We start from the raw sequence: 15,904 nt of genomic DNA on the forward strand, positions 1-15,904 counted from the left end.
TACAATTGCATCCAATGTTCGAGTGGGACGACGCCAAGAATGCTGCAAACATTGCAAAACATGGCGTCTCTTTCCGGACGGCCGTGCGGATTTTCGACGGTCCCGTTCTGACCGCCGTTGACGACAGGTTCGACTACGGTGAAATCCGCGAAAACAGTATCGGGCTTGTCGACGGCGTTCTGTTTCTCGTTGTGACGCACACCGATCGCAATGGCATCATTCGCATAATTTCCGCCCGGCCCGCTAAACGACAAGAAAGGGAGCGCTATGTCGCAGAGATACGACAAAGAACTAAGCCCTGAAGAACTGACGGCCCTTGCCGATGAGGATATCGACACCAGCGACATCCCTGAACTCGACGACAGTTTCTGGAGCAAAGCCGAGCTTGTCGAGCGCGAGGGAACCGAACAGGTGACGCTTCGAATCAAGAAATCGGTCCTGCAGTTCTATCGGAGTTCCGGAAAAGGCTATCAGACGCGCATGAACGCGGTCCTGGAATCTTACGCACGCAGTCTCAAGAAACAGCGCTAGATTCCCCAGCCCATACCGCGACCAAGGCCATCGCCGGCAACATCCAGCCCCCGCCACCAAACGCAAGAAAGGCCCCGAATGGGACCTTTCTCTGTATCCGGTGCCTTGATCCGAAGCGCGCCGATCAGCCCTTCAGCTTGGCATTGCAGAGGCTGTAGAAGCCGCCGCCCTTCTGGATCCACTTCAGGCCGTTCAGCGTGTTGGCGTCCTTGTTCGTGTGGTAGGAATCGACGCAGGTGTGCATGCGGCCCTTGCCGGGGGTTTCCTTGGCGTATTTGGGAGCAATCGCCGTCGGGAAGGTCACGCCCTTGGGAGCGTCCATCGTCGGCTTTTCAGGCTCGGCGCCGGTTGCCATCGTAACGTCAGGTTCGGCCGTCGCATCTGGGCCGCACTGCGCCTTGCGGAAGTCGTTCCACTTGATGTCCTTGGCGGAACCATCCGCCTGCGCGGACTTGTACTTGGCGCTGCACTCCTTCATCGAAAGCGCCGAGGACGGCGTGGCGAAGGCGAGCGCGCCGAGCAGGGAAACAGAGGCAAGAATTGTCAGATGCTTGATCATGGTCATTCCTCCAAAGCCTAATATGCAGGCTAAGCCACTCTTATCCCGGCGCATTTTGTTGTCAACGCGGCTTTTTTGATGGCTTCGCGAATATTGCGTGACACCCCGCCACGCTTTCACGGCGCCGTGAGCGGGTGTATAGTCGCGCTGCTGGTTCTTCCCTGCATTTTCTATGGAGGATGACATGCGCCAACCCGACATGCAAAAAGTGGATGCCCTCGTCGGCCGGCTGGTCGGCGATATCGGCGCCGCCGTATCCGGCTCCCTTGTGGTGCTCGGCGACGACGTCGGACTGTTCAAGGCGATGGGCGATGGCGAGCCCGTGACCGCGGCCGAGCTTTCAAAAAAGACGGCCGTCAAGGAACGCTATCTGCGCGAATGGCTATCTGCACTCGCCGCCGCCGACTATCTGACCTATGACGAAAAGACCGACCGCTTCCGGCTGAGCCCGGAGCAGGCACTCGTCTTCGCCGACGAGGACAGCCCCGCCTTCTTCACCGGCGCGTTCCAGCTGGTGCAGGCGATGTGGACGGACGAGCCGAAGGTGGCCGATGCCTTTCGCACCGGCAAGGGGCTGGGCTGGCACGAGCATAGCAACTGCCTGTTTCGCGGCACCGAGCGCTTCTTCCGCACCGGCTACAACAACAGCCTTGTCACCGAGTGGATACCGGCGCTCGATGGCGTCGAGGACAAGCTGAAGGCCGGCGCCAAGGTGGCCGATGTCGGCTGCGGCCATGGCAGCTCGACCATCCTCATGGCGCAGGCCTATCCCGCCTCGCGCTTCGTCGGCTACGACTATCACATGCCGTCGATCGAACGCGCCCGGATGGCGGCCAAGGAGGCCGGCGTTTCCGACCGCGTCAGCTTCGAGCAGGCCTCGGCCGCAAGCTTCCCGGCGGGGCGTTACGATCTCGTCGCCATGTTCGATTGCCTGCACGACATGGGCGATCCCGTTGGCGCGGGAAAGCATGTGAAGGAAACGCTTGCGCCCGGCGGCACCTGGATGATCGTCGAGCCCTTCGCGCATGATCACCTCAAGGACAATCTCAACCCTGTCGGCCGCGTCTATTACGGCGCCTCGACGATGATCTGCACGCCAGCCTCGATGTCGCAGGAGGTCGGGCTGGCGCTCGGCGCGCAGGCCGGCGAAACGCGATTGCGCAAGGTGGCGCTCGACGCCGGCTTCAAGCATTTCCACCGCGCCACCGAAACGCCGTTCAACATGGTGTTCGAAGTCCGCGCTTGAAAAGAGGCCGACATCCACGGCCCGAACAGGATCGATGCATCGCCAAGCGCCGAAAATAGCCATTAACTATCAAACGGATAGGGAAAAGATCAGCACATCGCCATTTTTATGCGTTTTGCCGCTTGCGGGAATCCAAGTGCCTGATTATAAGGGCGCCACCACGAAGGAAGCGCCCTTCGTCTATCGGTTAGGACACCAGATTTTCATTCTGGGAAGAGGGGTTCGACTCCCCTAGGGCGTGCCATCGTGATTATTTATCAGATACTTACAGCGCCGTGCAGCTATCTTTCACTTATCCGATAAGTGACTCATTTATCCGCCGCGCGCAGCCGTTTCACTTCCCCTGATCTCTTTGCCGCTGCCGCCGCCGCTCTTTGCGCCATTGGCTCCGCGTTCAAATCCTTGAGATAGATCATCGTCGTGCTGATGTCCTTGTGGCCCATCGCCTTCATGATCGCTATGGGATCGGCTGCGCCTTCGGCAAGCTCGCCAGCGAATGTGCGCCTCAATCCATGCAGCGTAAAGCCCGCCTCGATCCCGGCCTGCGTGCACCAAAGCGCCATTTTGTTGGTCAGGCTCTTTTGGCTGAATGGCTTGCCGTGGACCGTTTTCAGGATCGTGCCGCCCTTGCTTCGATCCAATGCGTTCAGCACCAGCTCCAGTTCTGGCGGTACGAACAATAGGACGGTTGCGTTCTTGCCATTGTGGGAATTCTTCTGCGTCTCGAATTCGATGACGGTCGTTACCGCGATCTCGTCGCCGTCGATGTAGCGATGCGGCCGGATTTGCGACCATTCAATCGTCGCCACATCGCCCCGGCGATTGCCGAGGAACCTCGCCAGCGCGAAAGCCGTTCGAGCGCCTGTCCCCGGCTGGTGACGTCGTTCGAATTTCTCGATGATGTCGGCTGGCCATGGCTTCTGCGCGGTGGCCTTTGGAAGCTCGACGCGCTGGAGATCATTGCCGAGATTGCGCAGGCACCATTCCGCCTCAACGGCGTAGTGATACATTTTGCGGATCGCCACGGCCACGCGCTTGGCCTTATGCGCTGCATGGCTTGCGACGGATCGGCGCAAAAGCGGCAACATTTCAGCTTCGGCGGTGCCGATTTCGGCCTCCGCGAACGTCGCCGCCGATCCCTTGACCATCGGGCTTTCAAGGAAGGCTTTCGCATGGCGGATATGCCCGGCCAGCGTCTTGGCCTCGTAGCCTTTCCATTCATCGCTTTGCTTCCATCGAACGTAAGCGTCGGCGAACGACGGCAGCTTAACGGCTGGCTTGGCGTCGGCTGGCGCAATGGTAAGCAGCCTCAGCGTCTCATAGGCGGCGCAGAATTCCGGCGATCCTACCTCATCGGGCAGCGTCTTTTGCCCGATTGCAGGATGGCGAAAGACCAGCTTGCCAGTTCGCAACAGAAGGACATTCGGAAAATCCGGGTATTTCGATTTACGCGCCATTGCCCTGCCTTTCCAGTGCTGTGATTGCCAGCCGCAGCAGGCGCTCGCTTTTGAATTCCCGCCCTTGCTCGATATGCATCAGCGTCTTGATCGGCATGTCGAGAATTTCCGCCGCCTTGGCTTGCGTGATCCCCTGCCCGGCTCGCCATTCCTTTACTGTGATCGCCAACGATTTCATGCTTTCCCTTTCAGACTCTATTGGCCTGTGGGCAACGTGTATCCCCACAATGGGTAGTCGGGAAGAGTGTTAATTACGACGGCTATCAATCAATTTTTCGAGGTTGGTGCGGGTATCCTGCTCCAGATCGGGCAGGCTCGCGAAGCTGACATCCAACGCGATCCTATCCCAAACATGGCGCTTGCCGACCAGCTTTGGCGGCGGCATCGCGCCGCTCTTCACTAGCTCATCAAACACGGAAAGTGGGAGGGCGAGGTAGCGGCAGGCCACAATGCGGTCCATGCCTCGCGGCGGATAACCAAGCTGATCGTCCTTCATGTCGGCTCCGTGTACATAATATGTACATGTTAGCAGAGCGCCCTATCACCCTGTAATTACGTTTATTTTAGCCTTGCTTGAATTAGAGGATTTAGATTATCTTACGTTAGACATTTGGCAAGAGGCTTTATCGATGATGGACCAGCGGACGCTTTCGAACGCCGAGCTACAGCGCCAAGAGGGATGGCGCGCGGATGAGATTTCCGTGTTGGTAAAGCATGCAGGGCTTCCCCGACCGGTAAAGCGTGATCCCGCTATCATGCAATCGCGGGCGAGGCATAATCCCGCGAAAATCGCGCGATGGAAGGCCGGGATTGCGGCCTTGATCGAGCAGCTTGCAAACGAGGAAGATTAAAAAAAGCCCGGCGGGGGCCGGGCGCTCGATACTGCAAGGTTCCGCTTTGTACCATCGTTCGCCCGGAGATTAAAACCCGCCTGCATCTTGGCAGACGCGACTGAGAGCTGGCGTACCCGGCCTCAACCTGCCCTCACCTCATTTCGATATTGAACGGAAACCGCGCCGCGCGCATCGCGCGCGCGCCCGATCCCCTGCAAGGATTCTGCCATGAGAAACCAGCCTGATAGGAAAGAGCCGCTTGTGCAATTGCGGCAGTACCGCCTTAGAGACGAAATCACGATCCCTCGCCGCTCTTGGTTGATGCCGGGCATGCTGATGCGCAAACAGGTCGCCGCACTCGTTGCGGCTGGCGGCGTCGGCAAGTCGATCTTGTCGCTGACAATCGCCATGCATCATTGCGCGGGCCGCAATTTCGGGCCTTGGAAAACCCTCGATAAATACCGCATCGCCGTTCTAAGCACCGAGGAGGACGAGACCGAGCTTGATAGGCGCTTGCATGCGATCGCCAAGCATTACGGCTTTAGCCAGGAAGACGCCGACAGGCTTTTTCTGATCCAGAGCGGCGAGGAGCCTGTGCTTGCGCGCGCCAATAATAACGGGTTGATCGAGGCAACCGATCTCGCGAGGAAAATGACGTATGAGGCCCACCAATTCGAGGTCGATGCGGTCGTGCTCGATCCTTTGATCGAGCTGATATCGGTGCCAGAAAACGACAATTCGGCCATGAAAGGGGCCGCAGCGCTGATCCGCGAGATGGCGCGCGATCTCAACGCCGGGGTGCTCTTGACGCACCATACCCGCAAGGGCAGCACTTCCCCCGGCGATATCGACGCCAGCCGAGGCGCTAGCTCGCTGGCCGGGCTGGTTCGAACCGCCCATACCTTGATGCCGATGAATGAAAACGAGGCCAGAAGCTTCGGACTGGACGAGGAGGATGCGGCCGGAATCTTTCGCTGCGATAGCGCCAAGGCGAATTACTCCGCGCGATCCGGACGCGCTCATTGGTTTCGCTTCGTTACCGTGACCTTAGACAATGCTGACGAGCATGGCGGCGGCGACGAAATTGGCGTCCCGGTTAGCTGGAAAGGCACCAGCCCGTTGTTCGAAAAAAGCTATGCCGCGATTACCCGCGTTTTGAAGCTGATCGACGCCGGGAACCGCGACGCCGACCGCTACGGCTTTAAGCGATCCGGCAATTCTAAGCGTTGGGTCGGGCTCGTTATCTGCGACGAGTGGGATTGCAACGATACCCAAGCCGGGGAGATTGTCGATATCTGGAAGGCGTCCGGGCTGCTTTATGAGGACAACTTCGAAGCGAGTAAGAGCCGTGGAAATCGGCGCGGCTGCTTCGTTGACTGGTCTCTAAATCCAGATCCGGAAGGGCCAAAATGAGCTTGTCCCAATTGCTAAAAATAATTGGGAACTACATGGCGCAGACCAATGTCCCAAATGTCTCAAACGCCTTAGTAAAAAGAGAATTGGGAAACACCCCCCCCAATCCCTTCCTTTATTGGGAACGGAATTGGGGTAAAAGGGGTGTCCCCGATCTCATTTTACGGCTCAAAGGCGTTGGAGCGCGCCGCAACCAAAAGAGGAAGGAACGTCATGAGCCGTATGCAGCCGAATAAGCCGTCGAGGCCAAGGCCGAACATGCCGGATCGGAGGAGCGCAGCCGCCACGCCTAGCAAGCCAGACGACAAGATCGAGCGCGCCCTGCACGGCAGGATCAACGAACTAGAGGCCGAGGCCGAATACGACGAGGAGCGCCGCCAGCGCCTTCGCCGGGAGAACATCGCTTTGATTTGCCTGCTGGAGGATTTGCGCGAACAGCTCACGAAAACCCCGCCCAATGTCGGGGAGGCCTTGCGGATGATCGCCGAGGGGCTGCGTTGATGGAGGAAATCATGAGTGGTAATGATCAGTTTGCGTTGCTGCCCTCGCCGAGCAGGCGCGACGAGCACGCAGAAATCGATATGGCTAAATTAGCCTGCGCAAGCCGAAGAACCTGTTGAGCTTCTCCGCGATACTCGCATTCAACTCGGCAATCCAAAGCCTACTCACGCCGCCATGTTATAGTGAAGGCGCCACGTTGACCTCGAAATCGAGAATGGCACCCTGTATTGCTTGCAGAAGCGGCAGAAAATCTGTCCAAGTGATCGTTGTTCTGTTAGGGCGAACGATCTGCCCCACTAACTCTGCCTTGCCAAAATGGGTAGCGCTGTCATAGTCATTGCTCTTTGTGAATTTTCGTCCGTTTATATCCTGCGCAGCCAACCAAATAGGGTTGAACAGATCTTCAATTGCGGCATTGGTAATTCCTGCCTTTAAGGGTATCGGGACAATGTAAAGATTCGAAACTAGATGGTAGAACGGGGCAACCGTCTTTACGTCTTTTTTCCAACGATTCCCCGCGACTTTAAGAACATCTCTGCCCTCGTCATCGTTATCAACGACCAGAATGACGGGTTGTTTCGGCTTCGTTTTGAACGGTTCCATTATTTTCGTGTATTCAGTAATGAATGGCTTAAGTTGCGACGCGCCCTCGCCGATCTGATAAAATTTCCGTTTATCCGAATGCTTATAGAAACTCACCAGAACTTCGCCGGTGCCAGCCGTGTCGAAAAGCTTAGGGAAATGAACGCCTACGGTTTTTATCGCCGCACTGATGTACAGCCCATCCGTTATACCTTCTCCCACGATTATCGGCTTGTCCATGCCATGGAATGACTGATAGTTCAGGAGATTCTTATACAGCGTAGCAAAGGATTTCTGCTGCTCGCAAAACTTCGTTTCGCGCTCTCTGTAGGCGATGGGGTGCTGCTTCTTCGAAACAGAATCGAGTGTGATACGCAGTCGGCTACGACGGACGGAATAAATGAAATCCATCCGCCCTTGAAGTTTATGTGCGGGAAATCTTTCCCACTTGCCATCCTTCTTCTCAAAACAGGTTCCTCCGGTGAAGAGGTGATCGCACATGCTTCTGGCGAGCTTGTAGTAGGCCACTGCAACATTAAGGCTTTGATTGACAGTTAGACCGGTCGCTTCTTGCCGCGACTTCGGCAATTGCATGCGAGTTTTGTCATGGTTAACTCGAAATCCTGACGCACAGACACGGCTCAACAAGCCGTCACCCGCAACCCATCGATCTGTTGTTCCTCCGATCAACCTCGCAATTGCAGATGGAAAAATAGCTTCATTGGTAGAAAAGGTCAGATCATCCGCGTAACGCGAATAACTACAGTTTCCGGCTCTAGCCATCTTGTTAAGTGCGATATCTAATATGTGCGCGATGTAGTTTGAAATAATAGGCGACGTCGGCGCGCCCTGCGGCAATTTGTTTTGGTAGCAGACGAGTTGCGCAACCATGGTGGCGACCGGAGGTGTAAGTCGGAAATTTTTATCTGCTATAAAGAACGCGCGCACTCGACCGAATGAAATTGATGGGAAAAAATCTTCCAGATCAGTGTTGAAGACGAACCGTCTCCCGACATGAACGCTGGCGTTCGTCACAATGCTATATTTGTCTTTGAATCCATGCGACAAGACGCAATCGGAGACCCTTAAACCGTCGAACGCATGATCTATTCGACGCTGCTCCAGATCATTGTAGATCTCAGCCAATAACCTCGCCAGTTTTCCTTGGATTCTCTTTAGTCCGTCTTGCGGCGCTGTAATGTGGCGCCAACCGCCGTTCTTCTTCGGAATACGGTACTCGATATACTTTTGCGCAGGCGTGGCTTTGTAGAGCCAATAGCTCAGCACTTTTGTTTGTTCTTCAAGCACAGCGCCAAGCTGGTCTAACGATCTGACGTTGCTAAGCCGAGAGGCTGACTGAGTAATAATGGGGGGCAAGGCTCGCGGACACTCGTTGGCGATCGTCAGATAACGATAGGATTTTAACCATATCGGTCCAGCCTGTAGTAAGCATTGACCGTGACAGCGTAGTCAACCATCGCGAAACACGACAGAAAAATCTATCCGCGAGCACGATCTGTATCTGTGAGTCGACGCATCGCGTCAAGATCGCAAAATCGGCATCAACCACCATCGCGGGTGTGAGCGCCGTGATGCTAGCCGACACCAAAGTTCTTCAAGCGCATTTCTTCGCAAGCTCCGTCAATGCCCGGAAACAAGGACCCGGCGGACACCCCCATCAGCCGTAAATCTGTCAATACCTCAGCACGTTGGATGTAAGGGAGCTCAAATACCTTTAAATAGGTTTTCCCCCCTACCTCGCCACACAGTTCCAAATAGGTCTCCACGTCGTCTACCGTTGTGATCGAACAAACAGCTTGCTGAGGGAGTGCGCGAGGATTTTCCAACGATATGGGGTTGAGTATAGAGAAATGCGGCCGGACATTTACGACCGACGAAAGCTGTCGGTAATCTTTGACCCACTCAGCTCGATCAAACATGAAAATCCTGATCGTTCGCTTGGGGTCAACCGCCGCCGCAGCCTTCTCCCTGAACGCGAAATAGGCCGCGACGTATGGGGAATGCGTCCAGTCAAGAAGAGGTGTCGGGTATCCATGATGCTGGAGTAGATTCCAGAACGCAGCGTTCTGTATGTTGTCTTTGAGGTCAAAGTAGTGGCTCGTTTTCGATGTCACGATACCATGAAGCATAGGGATGTCGTGGTTCAAAAACCGGTGCAAATTGCGTCGATTTGTACGATGAAATGAAGTGCGGAGCCGGTTGCTGACCGGTTGCCCCCTGAACATATAGCGGTCCGGCGGCAGTCTCCCCACCATGACCTTAAACTTCTCCCAGGTTCGTGTGCGCTTATCTGCTGCTAGCTTGCTCTTCTTGTCCGCCGCCCCCTTGTTCGTAAGCGCGATTTTCCATGCGCGTTGACGGCTGTATTAGGGCCAGGTCGTTTACATTGAGAGCGACATGCGGCTAGTTAGGCGGCTGAGTTTCTGGAGAAGTTGAACGGCAGCAGGTCGCCAATGCCAGCAGTTTCCTTGCGCTGAGGCAACTCGGTGAGCACATGGCGCAGCCAGGCGAGCGGATCGACGCCGCAGGCGCGGCAGGTCAGCATGAGACTGTAGATCACGGCGCTGGCTTTGGCACCATCGACGGTATCGCTGAACAGCCACGATTTTCTTCCGGTGGCAAAAACTCTAATCTCGCGTTCCAGAATGTTGTTATCGATCGGCATCCTGCCGTCGCTGGTGTAACGCGTCAGGTAATCCCATTGGTTCAGGGTGTAGGACACCGCATCGCCGAGCTTGGTATCCGGCACGATCTTTGGCGCGATATTGTCGAGCCACGCCTTTAGGGCGTTCAGGACAGGCAGGCTGTGTTGCTGGCGGAAACGGCGAATGCAATCGGCCTTTGTCTCCCCTGGATCTGGGGTCTTGTCTCTTGCCTGCTTTTCGATCCGATAGAGCTGCTCGAAGAACCGGAGCGCCTGCTCCGGCGGTCCGCCTCCATTCTTCCTGGTTTTGAGGGCCTCGACAAAGCGCCGCCGTGAATGCGCCATGCATCCGACATGGGTTGCGCCATGCAATGTGCGCCAGGCTGTGTAGCCGTCGGTCACCAATATGCCGTCGTAGTCACCGAGAAAGGTCTGTGGGTGGATTTGACCGCGGCCGGGCTGGTAGTCGAGAAGCACGATTGGTTCGTCACTGTCCTCGCTGCTGCGATAGGCCCACATGTACGACGTGCTGGTCGCTTCCTTGTCTTTTTCCTTCAACACCTGAACCGTCGTCTCATCGCCATGGATGAGAGACTGCGATCGTAGTCGCAGCTTCAAAGCATCATAGATGCGGTATAGATGCTTCTCGCTCGAGCCGATGACCCAATGCGCAAGAGCGCCACGGCTGATCGGAACGCCAGCACGCTCGAATGTTTGCGCCACGCGGTAGAGCGGCGTGCCGTCGACGTATTTATGCACGAGCGCGAAGGCCAGCGTCGAAGCAGTAGCGATGCTGCCCGGCAAGGGTTGCGGTGGCATCGGTGCGATTACCACAGGCGTGTTGATCCCGGTACGATCGCAGTGGCGGCAAGCGTACTTGAACCGCACATTTTGCAGGACCTTTGCCTTGACCTCGATATGGAGCTGCTCGCTAACGGCTTCGCCCATGCGATGCATTGGGCTTTTGCAGCACGGGCAAGCCTTCTGATCGTCAGCAAGGTCGTATTCAACACGCTCGCGCGGCAGGTCTGCCGGCAGAGGCCTGCGTCCCCGCTTTTTGCCCGTAACGCCCTCGGCCGCAGGCAAGCCAGTATCCGGAAGCTCGACAACATCGTCTTCCTCGCGACCACCTTCGACCGCAGCCTCTTCGGCCTCGTTGAAGAGACGATCAATGTGCTTCTCACTGCGGGGCGCAAAGCGATGGAGCTTTGCCAGTGCCAGTTCTTCTTCCAGCTTGACGACCCGCTGCGAGAGCGCTTCCTTCTCGGCTTTGAGCGCAGCGATTTCGGCAGCGTTGGCTGCTAATTGCGCCATCAGTTCTGCAATGCTCGGTTCGCCGGTGCGCGTCATCAGATTCTTGAATCTGAACCGCCCCTGCGCGTCAATCTCAATTCGCCATCCTCAGCCAGCAATCTGATACTGCCGCACGGGATGGCGGATCATCGCATCGATATCGATGCCATCGAGGATCCAGTGGAGTTGCTCTGTCGTCAGCGTCACCACCGCGGTTTCCCGGCGGGGCCACCTGAACCGGTCTTCCGTTAGTTTCTTCAGGACCATAACAAACCCGGACCGATCAAAGAACAAGAGCTTCACCCGGTTACGCCTGCGATTGCAGAAGGCAAACACTGATGGAGCAAACGGGTCTAGCTCCATCACCTCTTGCACAAGGACCGCTAGGCTGTTGATGCCCGCGCGGAAGTCGATGGGTTCCCGATGGAGGTAGACCTTCAGATCAGCGCCCAGTCTGAACATGGCTCAACGCTCCTATGATTGCGATCAGGCCACTCTCATCGTCGCACTCAACGGTAAGGCTGATCCCATTGGGCAAGAGTGCACTCACCTTCGACGCAGGACACGGCCTGCCCAATCGCACACTCTTGCTCGGTAAACCGCCGCCATCTGAGTTCAATTCCGGTGCAATCTGAACCGGGACAAACGCGGGAACCAAAGGCAACGGCCGCTCCGCTTTGGCCTTCTTTATCCACTTGTGAACAAGATTGGCATTCACGTCGTGTTCCCGCGCCAGTCGTGAGACCGAAACGCCAGGCTCTAAGCACGCTGCGATTAGTTGATTCCGAGAAGCCGGGTCATATCGACGGCGGCCGTCGCGACCAACAAGCCGCACCTGCAGTTTAGGAGTATCGTCCATGATTAGGTGTCCACCTGTTTTTAGTGGACACTTCATGCATCAGAGCACCCCTCTTCAGAAGGTGTGCAGAAATTCGCGCTTACCCTTGTTCAAGAAGGCAGTTAGCTTTCCAATCGGCGTCTGGTCCGAATACGTTGTGGCAACTACGCGCAGCCCCTTTTGAGTGAGATTGAGTGCAAGTTCCACCCGCTCTGGTATTACAGACTCGGGAAAGGCCTGCTGGATCTCTGACCTAGAAACTTCATTTGCGTCCGCGATACGTTGTATCGAGATAGAGCTTCTGACGACCTGCGTTGGCGCTTTGTCTACACTCGCAAATTCAACAACGAATACTACGACTTGGTTGCCCTCTTCGAATAGGCAAGCTCGGCCAGAGAAATGTTGATCGTGCTCATCAATCTCGATGGTCAAGTATCCTTTTGCGTACCCGTCAAACGTCCCTTGCCATTGTCCGCGCACACTTGTCCCTCCAGAATCTCTCGTCGCAACCGATTCCGCTATCAGGCTGGTCAACATTAAGCTGGTCAATATCAAGGTGGGTCGATGCTGTGGAAAAGCAGCGGGGGGACTCACCTAAACAAATGATAAGGCCATTGGGGAACGCGGCGGGGGTAACCATTTCAGGTTCCGGGAAATTGGTTGCATATGCCATTACCGCCATCGAAACGCCGCCGAGGACCGGCCGCCAACCCGGCTGGTCTCATGGCGCACCCCGGATCAGTCGCTTTTAATGCAATGGATGCGTAGCAATTCCTGCTCCATTGCCTTTCGAGCGACGGCGAGGTCGTAGCGCGTTTGGAGATCGAGCCATTCCTCGGCCGGGCCATCGAAGTATTTGGCGAGGCGCAGCGCGGTATCGGCGCTGACAGGATGCGTCCCCGCCTCGATCCGCTGGAGCCGCGAGCGCTGGACTCTGATCAGCGGCGCGAGCCGGTAGCTGCTGAGTGCCAGCTTTGCCATTTTCTCCTTCAGCAGCTCGCCGGGATGCTTCGGCAGGCCGTTCTTGATGATGATCCCGGCCGAAGGCGGATTACGCGGCGGCGCTGGCGTCTCGTTGATGTAGATCGTCCTCGTATTCTCGTCGGCCATCTGTCGCCCTCCCTGCGGCTAATCCGTAGCATATCATGCACCTAGTTGGGGGCAATGAATGATGCCGGTAGACGACGTTTAAGAGGGTGCTAATATATAAATCAGGTGAAGCGCTCGTTCCCGGCGAGCATCGAATGCGGCCTCCCCCCTCCTTGGTCGCCCGGCCCTCGCGCGCATCACCCTCAACGCGAGGGCTATATTATGAGCACATCTGACAGGAACATCATCATGGAGGGTCTAGGGCAGGCTCTCGGCGAATATCGCGATGACATCGACGAACGCTTCCGATCCCGCGACCAGAAAGCGGCGATGATCCTCAAGGGCATGGACGCCCGGATTACCAACGCCAAGGAAACCGCCGTGGCCGCAATGCGCAGCGGCAAGAGCAAATTCGACGGCTATGATCCGGCCGGGCTGATAAAGCTGCTGGCGACCGCATGTAAGGCAAAGATCGCCCGCCAATCGGTGGATGAATTCCTCTCGGCCAATCCCGATCCCGTCGCCGGGCGCTTCCGTACCCTGATCGCCGAGGGCAAGGCGATGATGTTCAAGGCGGCAGTCAATCCGGCCATGTCCTCCGTTTCCGGTTGGGCGAGCGAGTTGGTCGGGCCTAAGACGGTCGCGCCGCTGGCATCGATCGCCGTCAGCTCCGCTTATGGCCAGCTTTCCGCCCGGCAATCCGTCTTGCCGCTGAGCTTCGACGGGACGAACTCGATCATCTTGCCAGCCCGGTCGAGCGGCGATCTGGCGGGCGGATTTCATGGCGAGGGTGCGCCCTTGCAGGTTCGCCGCACTACCCTCACCTCGGCTCCGATCCAGCCTTTCAATTTCGGCAGCATCAGCACGATGACGCGGGAAATGAGCCGCAGCCCCAATTTCGAGCAGACGCTTAGGACCGAGATCGCGGCCGATAGCACAGTGGCCATCGATACCGTCTTTCTAGGCGATGATGCCGGGACGACGATCCAGCCCCCCGGCCTCCTTTATGGCGTAACGCCGATCACGGCCAGCACGGCGACCTCGAAGATCGAGGCGGCTGGCGAGGATTTGGGCGCGCTAGCAAGCGCAATCCCGAATGCCGGCGATCTTGTCTATATCTCGACACCAGAGGTGCGCGCCCGCGCCTTGATCTATGGCGGGCCGGGCATTGCAAGCCTTTCGTGGATCAGCTCGCCCGCAGCGCCCGCCGATAGCGTGGTCGCGCTCGATGCGTCCGCCTTGGCCATGGTCGAGTCCGGCTTTGCATTCGACATCAGCGAGGACGCCGTAATTCACGAAGAGGACACGAGTCCGCTACCGATCTCGACCGGATCGAGCGGCGCGTCGGCGGTAACGGCGGCTCCTGTCCGCTCGCTGTTCCAGACCGCCGTCATCGGTATCCGCCTCCTCGCACTCGTCAGTTGGCGCTTGCGAGGATCGGGCCGCGTGGCCGTCGTCAATGGCATTGCATGGTGATCGGCATGGGTAAGGAAAAGGACCAGGCCATCGTCCAGGCGCAAACCTCCCCTCACCCGCTTGCGGCCCTCGATTTCGAGAATGCGCCGCCGACGCTGGTAGTCTCGTCGCTGGCTTTCGAGCTGCGATCGTTGGCCGATGGGATCGATCACCTCGCCGACATTGCCCTCGATTTGAAGATGAGCGGGACCGAGGCGAGCTTGCATTTCCGGGCATACGGCCGAAAGCCGGGCCTCACGTAGTTGCCGCCACAGGCACGAGTCAGTGCCATCGGTAGCAAGCGGGCGGCTTTCCTGCTGGGGTCGTCCGCACATCATTGCCTGCTGCTGGACGCGAGCGCGGGCATGGCGGGCGGCTCTTCTGAGGAGCTGGAGCCGTTCGCGCTCTATGCGCGAACGAAATCGGCAGGCACGGAGTCGCGCACCATTTCGATAATCAATCGGATATCCTGATTGAATTCGTAGACCCAGCAAGCAAACGCCGCGATCTGCTCGGCCGTAACCTTGTGCGTCCAGACGCCGGATTTCTTGCGATACTCAACCGCCAGCGAATACGCCTCCCCGTCAAAATCGATACCGACTTCGACTGCATCGTGGATGATGCGATTTCGCCCTCTTTTCACGCGCTCGTATCTAGCGATGATGTCAGTCGCCTGTTGCCGCAAATCGGCGTCACCGATCAGGGACAGGCGCTTCTCGGCGTATTGCTTAGCCTTGGCATCCCAATTCCGGACGCTTTCATCGACCTCGATAATTTGCGCCTGCAATGGGGAGCCGCTGAACGGCGCTGCCGCTAAGAGATTAACCACCGCTTGATCGGCAAGCGCGGCTTGCATCGCCAGATGGCCAATCGGCTCGACAAATGGCGCGCGGTAGATATCGGCTGGCGGTAACTTCAGTGCCATTAGGCTCTCCTTTGATCGAAAGGTGCCCAAAGCAAAGATTCAGATCAAGGTAGCCGGTCAGGGCTTGCCGCGCTTCTTCCACAGGATTTCCAGCTTGGTGTAGGTCTCAAAGCTTGGCTTGCGGCTGTCGCCATGGATGGCCCGGAAGACGGTCGCCACCGACAGGCTCGCCTCCTCGGCGATCTCGCGCATCACCATGCCGGTACTGATCAGCCCTTCGGCCATCGATTGGAATTGTCGCGCGGCGTTTTCGCTCATGGCCGATATTAGCGCCAATCGAAGCGGGCGCAAATTCAGGTAGTACAAAAGGGGATCACGGAGTCATGAATCAGGGCAAAGGTTGGGAAATTCATTCCTGCACGCCGCCGATAACCCATTGATAACGCGCCATGATGGCAGGCCCCTAGGGCGTGCCACTTCTATATTCGTTATCATTGATAACGAACGATTTTTCCCAAAATCCTCCACAAACGACATAGCGAACGAACCGCTCGGCTCGATCTTCTATTCCCCATCA

General features: G+C 57.1%; 20 protein-coding genes and 1 tRNA gene. 8 read left to right on the forward strand and 13 right to left on the reverse strand.

The annotated features are described in order from the left end of the window. The first annotated feature begins 14 nt into the window (after positions 1-14). Together ACVTFQ_RS07875 and ACVTFQ_RS07880 are read left to right on the forward strand one after the other, a co-directional pair. Complete coding sequence (locus ACVTFQ_RS07875) at positions 15-302, forward strand: BrnT family toxin (protein ID WP_081993099.1); 288 nt, start codon at positions 15-17, stop codon at positions 300-302. Continuing rightward, positions 268-531, forward strand: a complete 264-nt coding sequence (locus tag ACVTFQ_RS07880; RefSeq protein WP_111565041.1) for a BrnA antitoxin family protein — start codon at positions 268-270, stop codon at positions 529-531. Before ACVTFQ_RS07875 ends, ACVTFQ_RS07880 begins: the two co-directional genes overlap by 35 nt. A 124-nt stretch (positions 532-655) precedes the next feature. Here ACVTFQ_RS07880 and ACVTFQ_RS07885 read toward each other — a convergent pair whose 3' ends face one another. Beyond that, positions 656-1,090, reverse strand: a complete 435-nt coding sequence (locus tag ACVTFQ_RS07885; RefSeq protein ID WP_047512032.1) for a hypothetical protein — start codon at positions 1,088-1,090, stop codon at positions 656-658. 184 nt (positions 1,091-1,274) lie between these two features. Here ACVTFQ_RS07885 and ACVTFQ_RS07890 point away from each other — a divergent pair, with 184 nt between their 5' ends. After that, positions 1,275-2,336 (forward strand): class I SAM-dependent methyltransferase, encoded by a 1,062-nt coding sequence (locus tag ACVTFQ_RS07890; RefSeq protein WP_111565040.1) that lies wholly within the window; start codon positions 1,275-1,277, stop codon positions 2,334-2,336. Between the two features lie 169 nt (positions 2,337-2,505). Then, positions 2,506-2,580: transfer RNA gene (locus ACVTFQ_RS07895), tRNA-Glu, on the forward strand. A 64-nt stretch (positions 2,581-2,644) separates the two neighbouring features. On the opposite strand, the gene ACVTFQ_RS07900 is transcribed toward ACVTFQ_RS07895, so the two are convergent. From ACVTFQ_RS07900 to ACVTFQ_RS07910, 3 genes are all read right to left on the reverse strand, one after another. Next, positions 2,645-3,793, reverse strand: a complete 1,149-nt coding sequence (locus ACVTFQ_RS07900; RefSeq protein ID WP_111565039.1) for a site-specific integrase — start codon at positions 3,791-3,793, stop codon at positions 2,645-2,647. Then, entirely contained in the window at positions 3,783-3,971 is a 189-nt protein-coding gene (locus ACVTFQ_RS07905) for a helix-turn-helix domain-containing protein (protein WP_111565038.1), read from the reverse strand. The genes ACVTFQ_RS07900 and ACVTFQ_RS07905 overlap by 11 nt, the downstream gene beginning before the upstream one ends. A 69-nt stretch (positions 3,972-4,040) precedes the next feature. Continuing rightward, positions 4,041-4,289, reverse strand: a complete 249-nt coding sequence (locus tag ACVTFQ_RS07910) for a hypothetical protein (protein ID WP_111565037.1) — start codon at positions 4,287-4,289, stop codon at positions 4,041-4,043. A 565-nt stretch (positions 4,290-4,854) separates the two neighbouring features. On the opposite strand from ACVTFQ_RS07910, the gene ACVTFQ_RS07915 reads away from it, so the two are divergent. Further along, on the forward strand, positions 4,855-6,039 hold the full coding sequence (locus ACVTFQ_RS07915) for an AAA family ATPase (RefSeq protein WP_112437391.1): 1,185 nt from the start codon (positions 4,855-4,857) through the stop codon (positions 6,037-6,039). Positions 6,040-6,252: 213 nt separating this feature from the next. Then, on the forward strand, positions 6,253-6,540 hold the full coding sequence (locus ACVTFQ_RS07920; protein WP_111565034.1) for a hypothetical protein: 288 nt from the start codon (positions 6,253-6,255) through the stop codon (positions 6,538-6,540). Between the two features lie 177 nt (positions 6,541-6,717). On the opposite strand, the gene ACVTFQ_RS07925 is transcribed toward ACVTFQ_RS07920, so the two are convergent. From ACVTFQ_RS07925 to ACVTFQ_RS07955, 7 genes are all read right to left on the reverse strand, one after another. Then, a complete protein-coding gene (locus ACVTFQ_RS07925; RefSeq protein ID WP_210208071.1) occupies positions 6,718-8,499 on the reverse strand; it encodes a retron Ec67 family RNA-directed DNA polymerase/endonuclease in 1,782 nt (593 codons plus the stop codon). A gap of 218 nt (positions 8,500-8,717) precedes the next feature. Beyond that, a complete protein-coding gene (locus ACVTFQ_RS07930; RefSeq protein ID WP_470423745.1) occupies positions 8,718-9,398 on the reverse strand; it encodes an FRG domain-containing protein in 681 nt (226 codons plus the stop codon). A gap of 152 nt (positions 9,399-9,550) precedes the next feature. Further along, complete coding sequence (gene tnpC, locus ACVTFQ_RS07935) at positions 9,551-11,137, reverse strand: IS66 family transposase (RefSeq protein WP_470423746.1); 1,587 nt, start codon at positions 11,135-11,137, stop codon at positions 9,551-9,553. A gap of 51 nt (positions 11,138-11,188) precedes the next feature. Then, positions 11,189-11,542 carry an IS66 family insertion sequence element accessory protein TnpB gene (gene tnpB / locus ACVTFQ_RS07940; RefSeq protein ID WP_470423747.1) on the reverse strand — a complete coding sequence of 118 codons (354 nt, stop codon included), beginning with the start codon at positions 11,540-11,542 and terminating at the stop codon, positions 11,189-11,191. Further along, complete coding sequence (gene tnpA / locus ACVTFQ_RS07945) at positions 11,523-11,975, reverse strand: IS66-like element accessory protein TnpA (RefSeq protein WP_470423748.1); 453 nt, start codon at positions 11,973-11,975, stop codon at positions 11,523-11,525. The genes tnpB and tnpA overlap by 20 nt, the downstream gene beginning before the upstream one ends. Positions 11,976-11,993: 18 nt before the next feature. Beyond that, on the reverse strand, positions 11,994-12,350 hold the full coding sequence (locus ACVTFQ_RS07950; RefSeq protein ID WP_470423749.1) for a hypothetical protein: 357 nt from the start codon (positions 12,348-12,350) through the stop codon (positions 11,994-11,996). Positions 12,351-12,656: 306 nt separating this feature from the next. Then, positions 12,657-13,028: a HigA family addiction module antitoxin gene (locus ACVTFQ_RS07955; RefSeq protein WP_111565031.1), complete on the reverse strand. Its 372-nt coding sequence runs from the start codon at positions 13,026-13,028 to the stop codon at positions 12,657-12,659. 201 nt (positions 13,029-13,229) lie between these two features. Between ACVTFQ_RS07955 and ACVTFQ_RS07960 the strand changes: the two genes are divergently transcribed. Together ACVTFQ_RS07960 and ACVTFQ_RS07965 are read left to right on the forward strand one after the other, a co-directional pair. Beyond that, on the forward strand, positions 13,230-14,483 hold the full coding sequence (locus tag ACVTFQ_RS07960; protein WP_111565030.1) for a phage major capsid protein: 1,254 nt from the start codon (positions 13,230-13,232) through the stop codon (positions 14,481-14,483). Beyond that, the gene (locus tag ACVTFQ_RS07965) at positions 14,477-14,725 is read left to right on the forward strand and encodes a hypothetical protein (RefSeq protein ID WP_111565029.1); all 249 of its coding nucleotides are present in this window, start codon (positions 14,477-14,479) and stop codon (positions 14,723-14,725) included. Before ACVTFQ_RS07960 ends, ACVTFQ_RS07965 begins: the two co-directional genes overlap by 7 nt. A 143-nt stretch (positions 14,726-14,868) precedes the next feature. On the opposite strand, the gene ACVTFQ_RS07970 is transcribed toward ACVTFQ_RS07965, so the two are convergent. Together ACVTFQ_RS07970 and ACVTFQ_RS07975 are read right to left on the reverse strand one after the other, a co-directional pair. Continuing rightward, the gene (locus ACVTFQ_RS07970; protein WP_111565028.1) at positions 14,869-15,387 is read right to left on the reverse strand and encodes a hypothetical protein; all 519 of its coding nucleotides are present in this window, start codon (positions 15,385-15,387) and stop codon (positions 14,869-14,871) included. 57 nt (positions 15,388-15,444) lie between these two features. Further along, entirely contained in the window at positions 15,445-15,645 is a 201-nt protein-coding gene (locus ACVTFQ_RS07975) for a hypothetical protein (RefSeq protein ID WP_111565027.1), read from the reverse strand. Between the last annotated feature and the right edge of the window lie 259 nt (positions 15,646-15,904).

The sequence above is a fragment of the Rhizobium sp. O111 genome (assembly GCF_055616315.1).

What these genes read in the sequence shown, in the direction of transcription:
- ACVTFQ_RS07875 (WP_081993099.1), top strand. Translation starts at nt 15, where the DNA reads ATGTTCGAGTGGGACGACGCCAAGAATGCTGCAAACATTGCAAAACAT.
- ACVTFQ_RS07880 (WP_111565041.1), top strand. Translation starts at nt 268, where the DNA reads ATGTCGCAGAGATACGACAAAGAACTAAGCCCTGAAGAACTGACGGCC.
- ACVTFQ_RS07885 (WP_047512032.1), bottom strand. Translation starts at nt 1,090, where the DNA reads ATGATCAAGCATCTGACAATTCTTGCCTCTGTTTCCCTGCTCGGCGCG.
- ACVTFQ_RS07890 (WP_111565040.1), top strand. Translation starts at nt 1,275, where the DNA reads ATGCGCCAACCCGACATGCAAAAAGTGGATGCCCTCGTCGGCCGGCTG.
- ACVTFQ_RS07900 (WP_111565039.1), bottom strand. Translation starts at nt 3,793, where the DNA reads ATGGCGCGTAAATCGAAATACCCGGATTTTCCGAATGTCCTTCTGTTG.
- ACVTFQ_RS07905 (WP_111565038.1), bottom strand. Translation starts at nt 3,971, where the DNA reads ATGAAATCGTTGGCGATCACAGTAAAGGAATGGCGAGCCGGGCAGGGG.
- ACVTFQ_RS07910 (WP_111565037.1), bottom strand. Translation starts at nt 4,289, where the DNA reads ATGAAGGACGATCAGCTTGGTTATCCGCCGCGAGGCATGGACCGCATT.
- ACVTFQ_RS07915 (WP_112437391.1), top strand. Translation starts at nt 4,855, where the DNA reads ATGAGAAACCAGCCTGATAGGAAAGAGCCGCTTGTGCAATTGCGGCAG.
- ACVTFQ_RS07920 (WP_111565034.1), top strand. Translation starts at nt 6,253, where the DNA reads ATGAGCCGTATGCAGCCGAATAAGCCGTCGAGGCCAAGGCCGAACATG.
- ACVTFQ_RS07930 (WP_470423745.1), bottom strand. Translation starts at nt 9,398, where the DNA reads ATGGTGGGGAGACTGCCGCCGGACCGCTATATGTTCAGGGGGCAACCG.
- tnpC (WP_470423746.1), bottom strand. Translation starts at nt 11,137, where the DNA reads ATGACGCGCACCGGCGAACCGAGCATTGCAGAACTGATGGCGCAATTA.
- tnpB (WP_470423747.1), bottom strand. Translation starts at nt 11,542, where the DNA reads ATGTTCAGACTGGGCGCTGATCTGAAGGTCTACCTCCATCGGGAACCC.
- tnpA (WP_470423748.1), bottom strand. Translation starts at nt 11,975, where the DNA reads ATGAAGTGTCCACTAAAAACAGGTGGACACCTAATCATGGACGATACT.
- ACVTFQ_RS07955 (WP_111565031.1), bottom strand. Translation starts at nt 13,028, where the DNA reads ATGGCCGACGAGAATACGAGGACGATCTACATCAACGAGACGCCAGCG.
- ACVTFQ_RS07960 (WP_111565030.1), top strand. Translation starts at nt 13,230, where the DNA reads ATGAGCACATCTGACAGGAACATCATCATGGAGGGTCTAGGGCAGGCT.
- ACVTFQ_RS07965 (WP_111565029.1), top strand. Translation starts at nt 14,477, where the DNA reads ATGGTGATCGGCATGGGTAAGGAAAAGGACCAGGCCATCGTCCAGGCG.
- ACVTFQ_RS07970 (WP_111565028.1), bottom strand. Translation starts at nt 15,387, where the DNA reads ATGGCACTGAAGTTACCGCCAGCCGATATCTACCGCGCGCCATTTGTC.
- ACVTFQ_RS07975 (WP_111565027.1), bottom strand. Translation starts at nt 15,645, where the DNA reads ATGAGCGAAAACGCCGCGCGACAATTCCAATCGATGGCCGAAGGGCTG.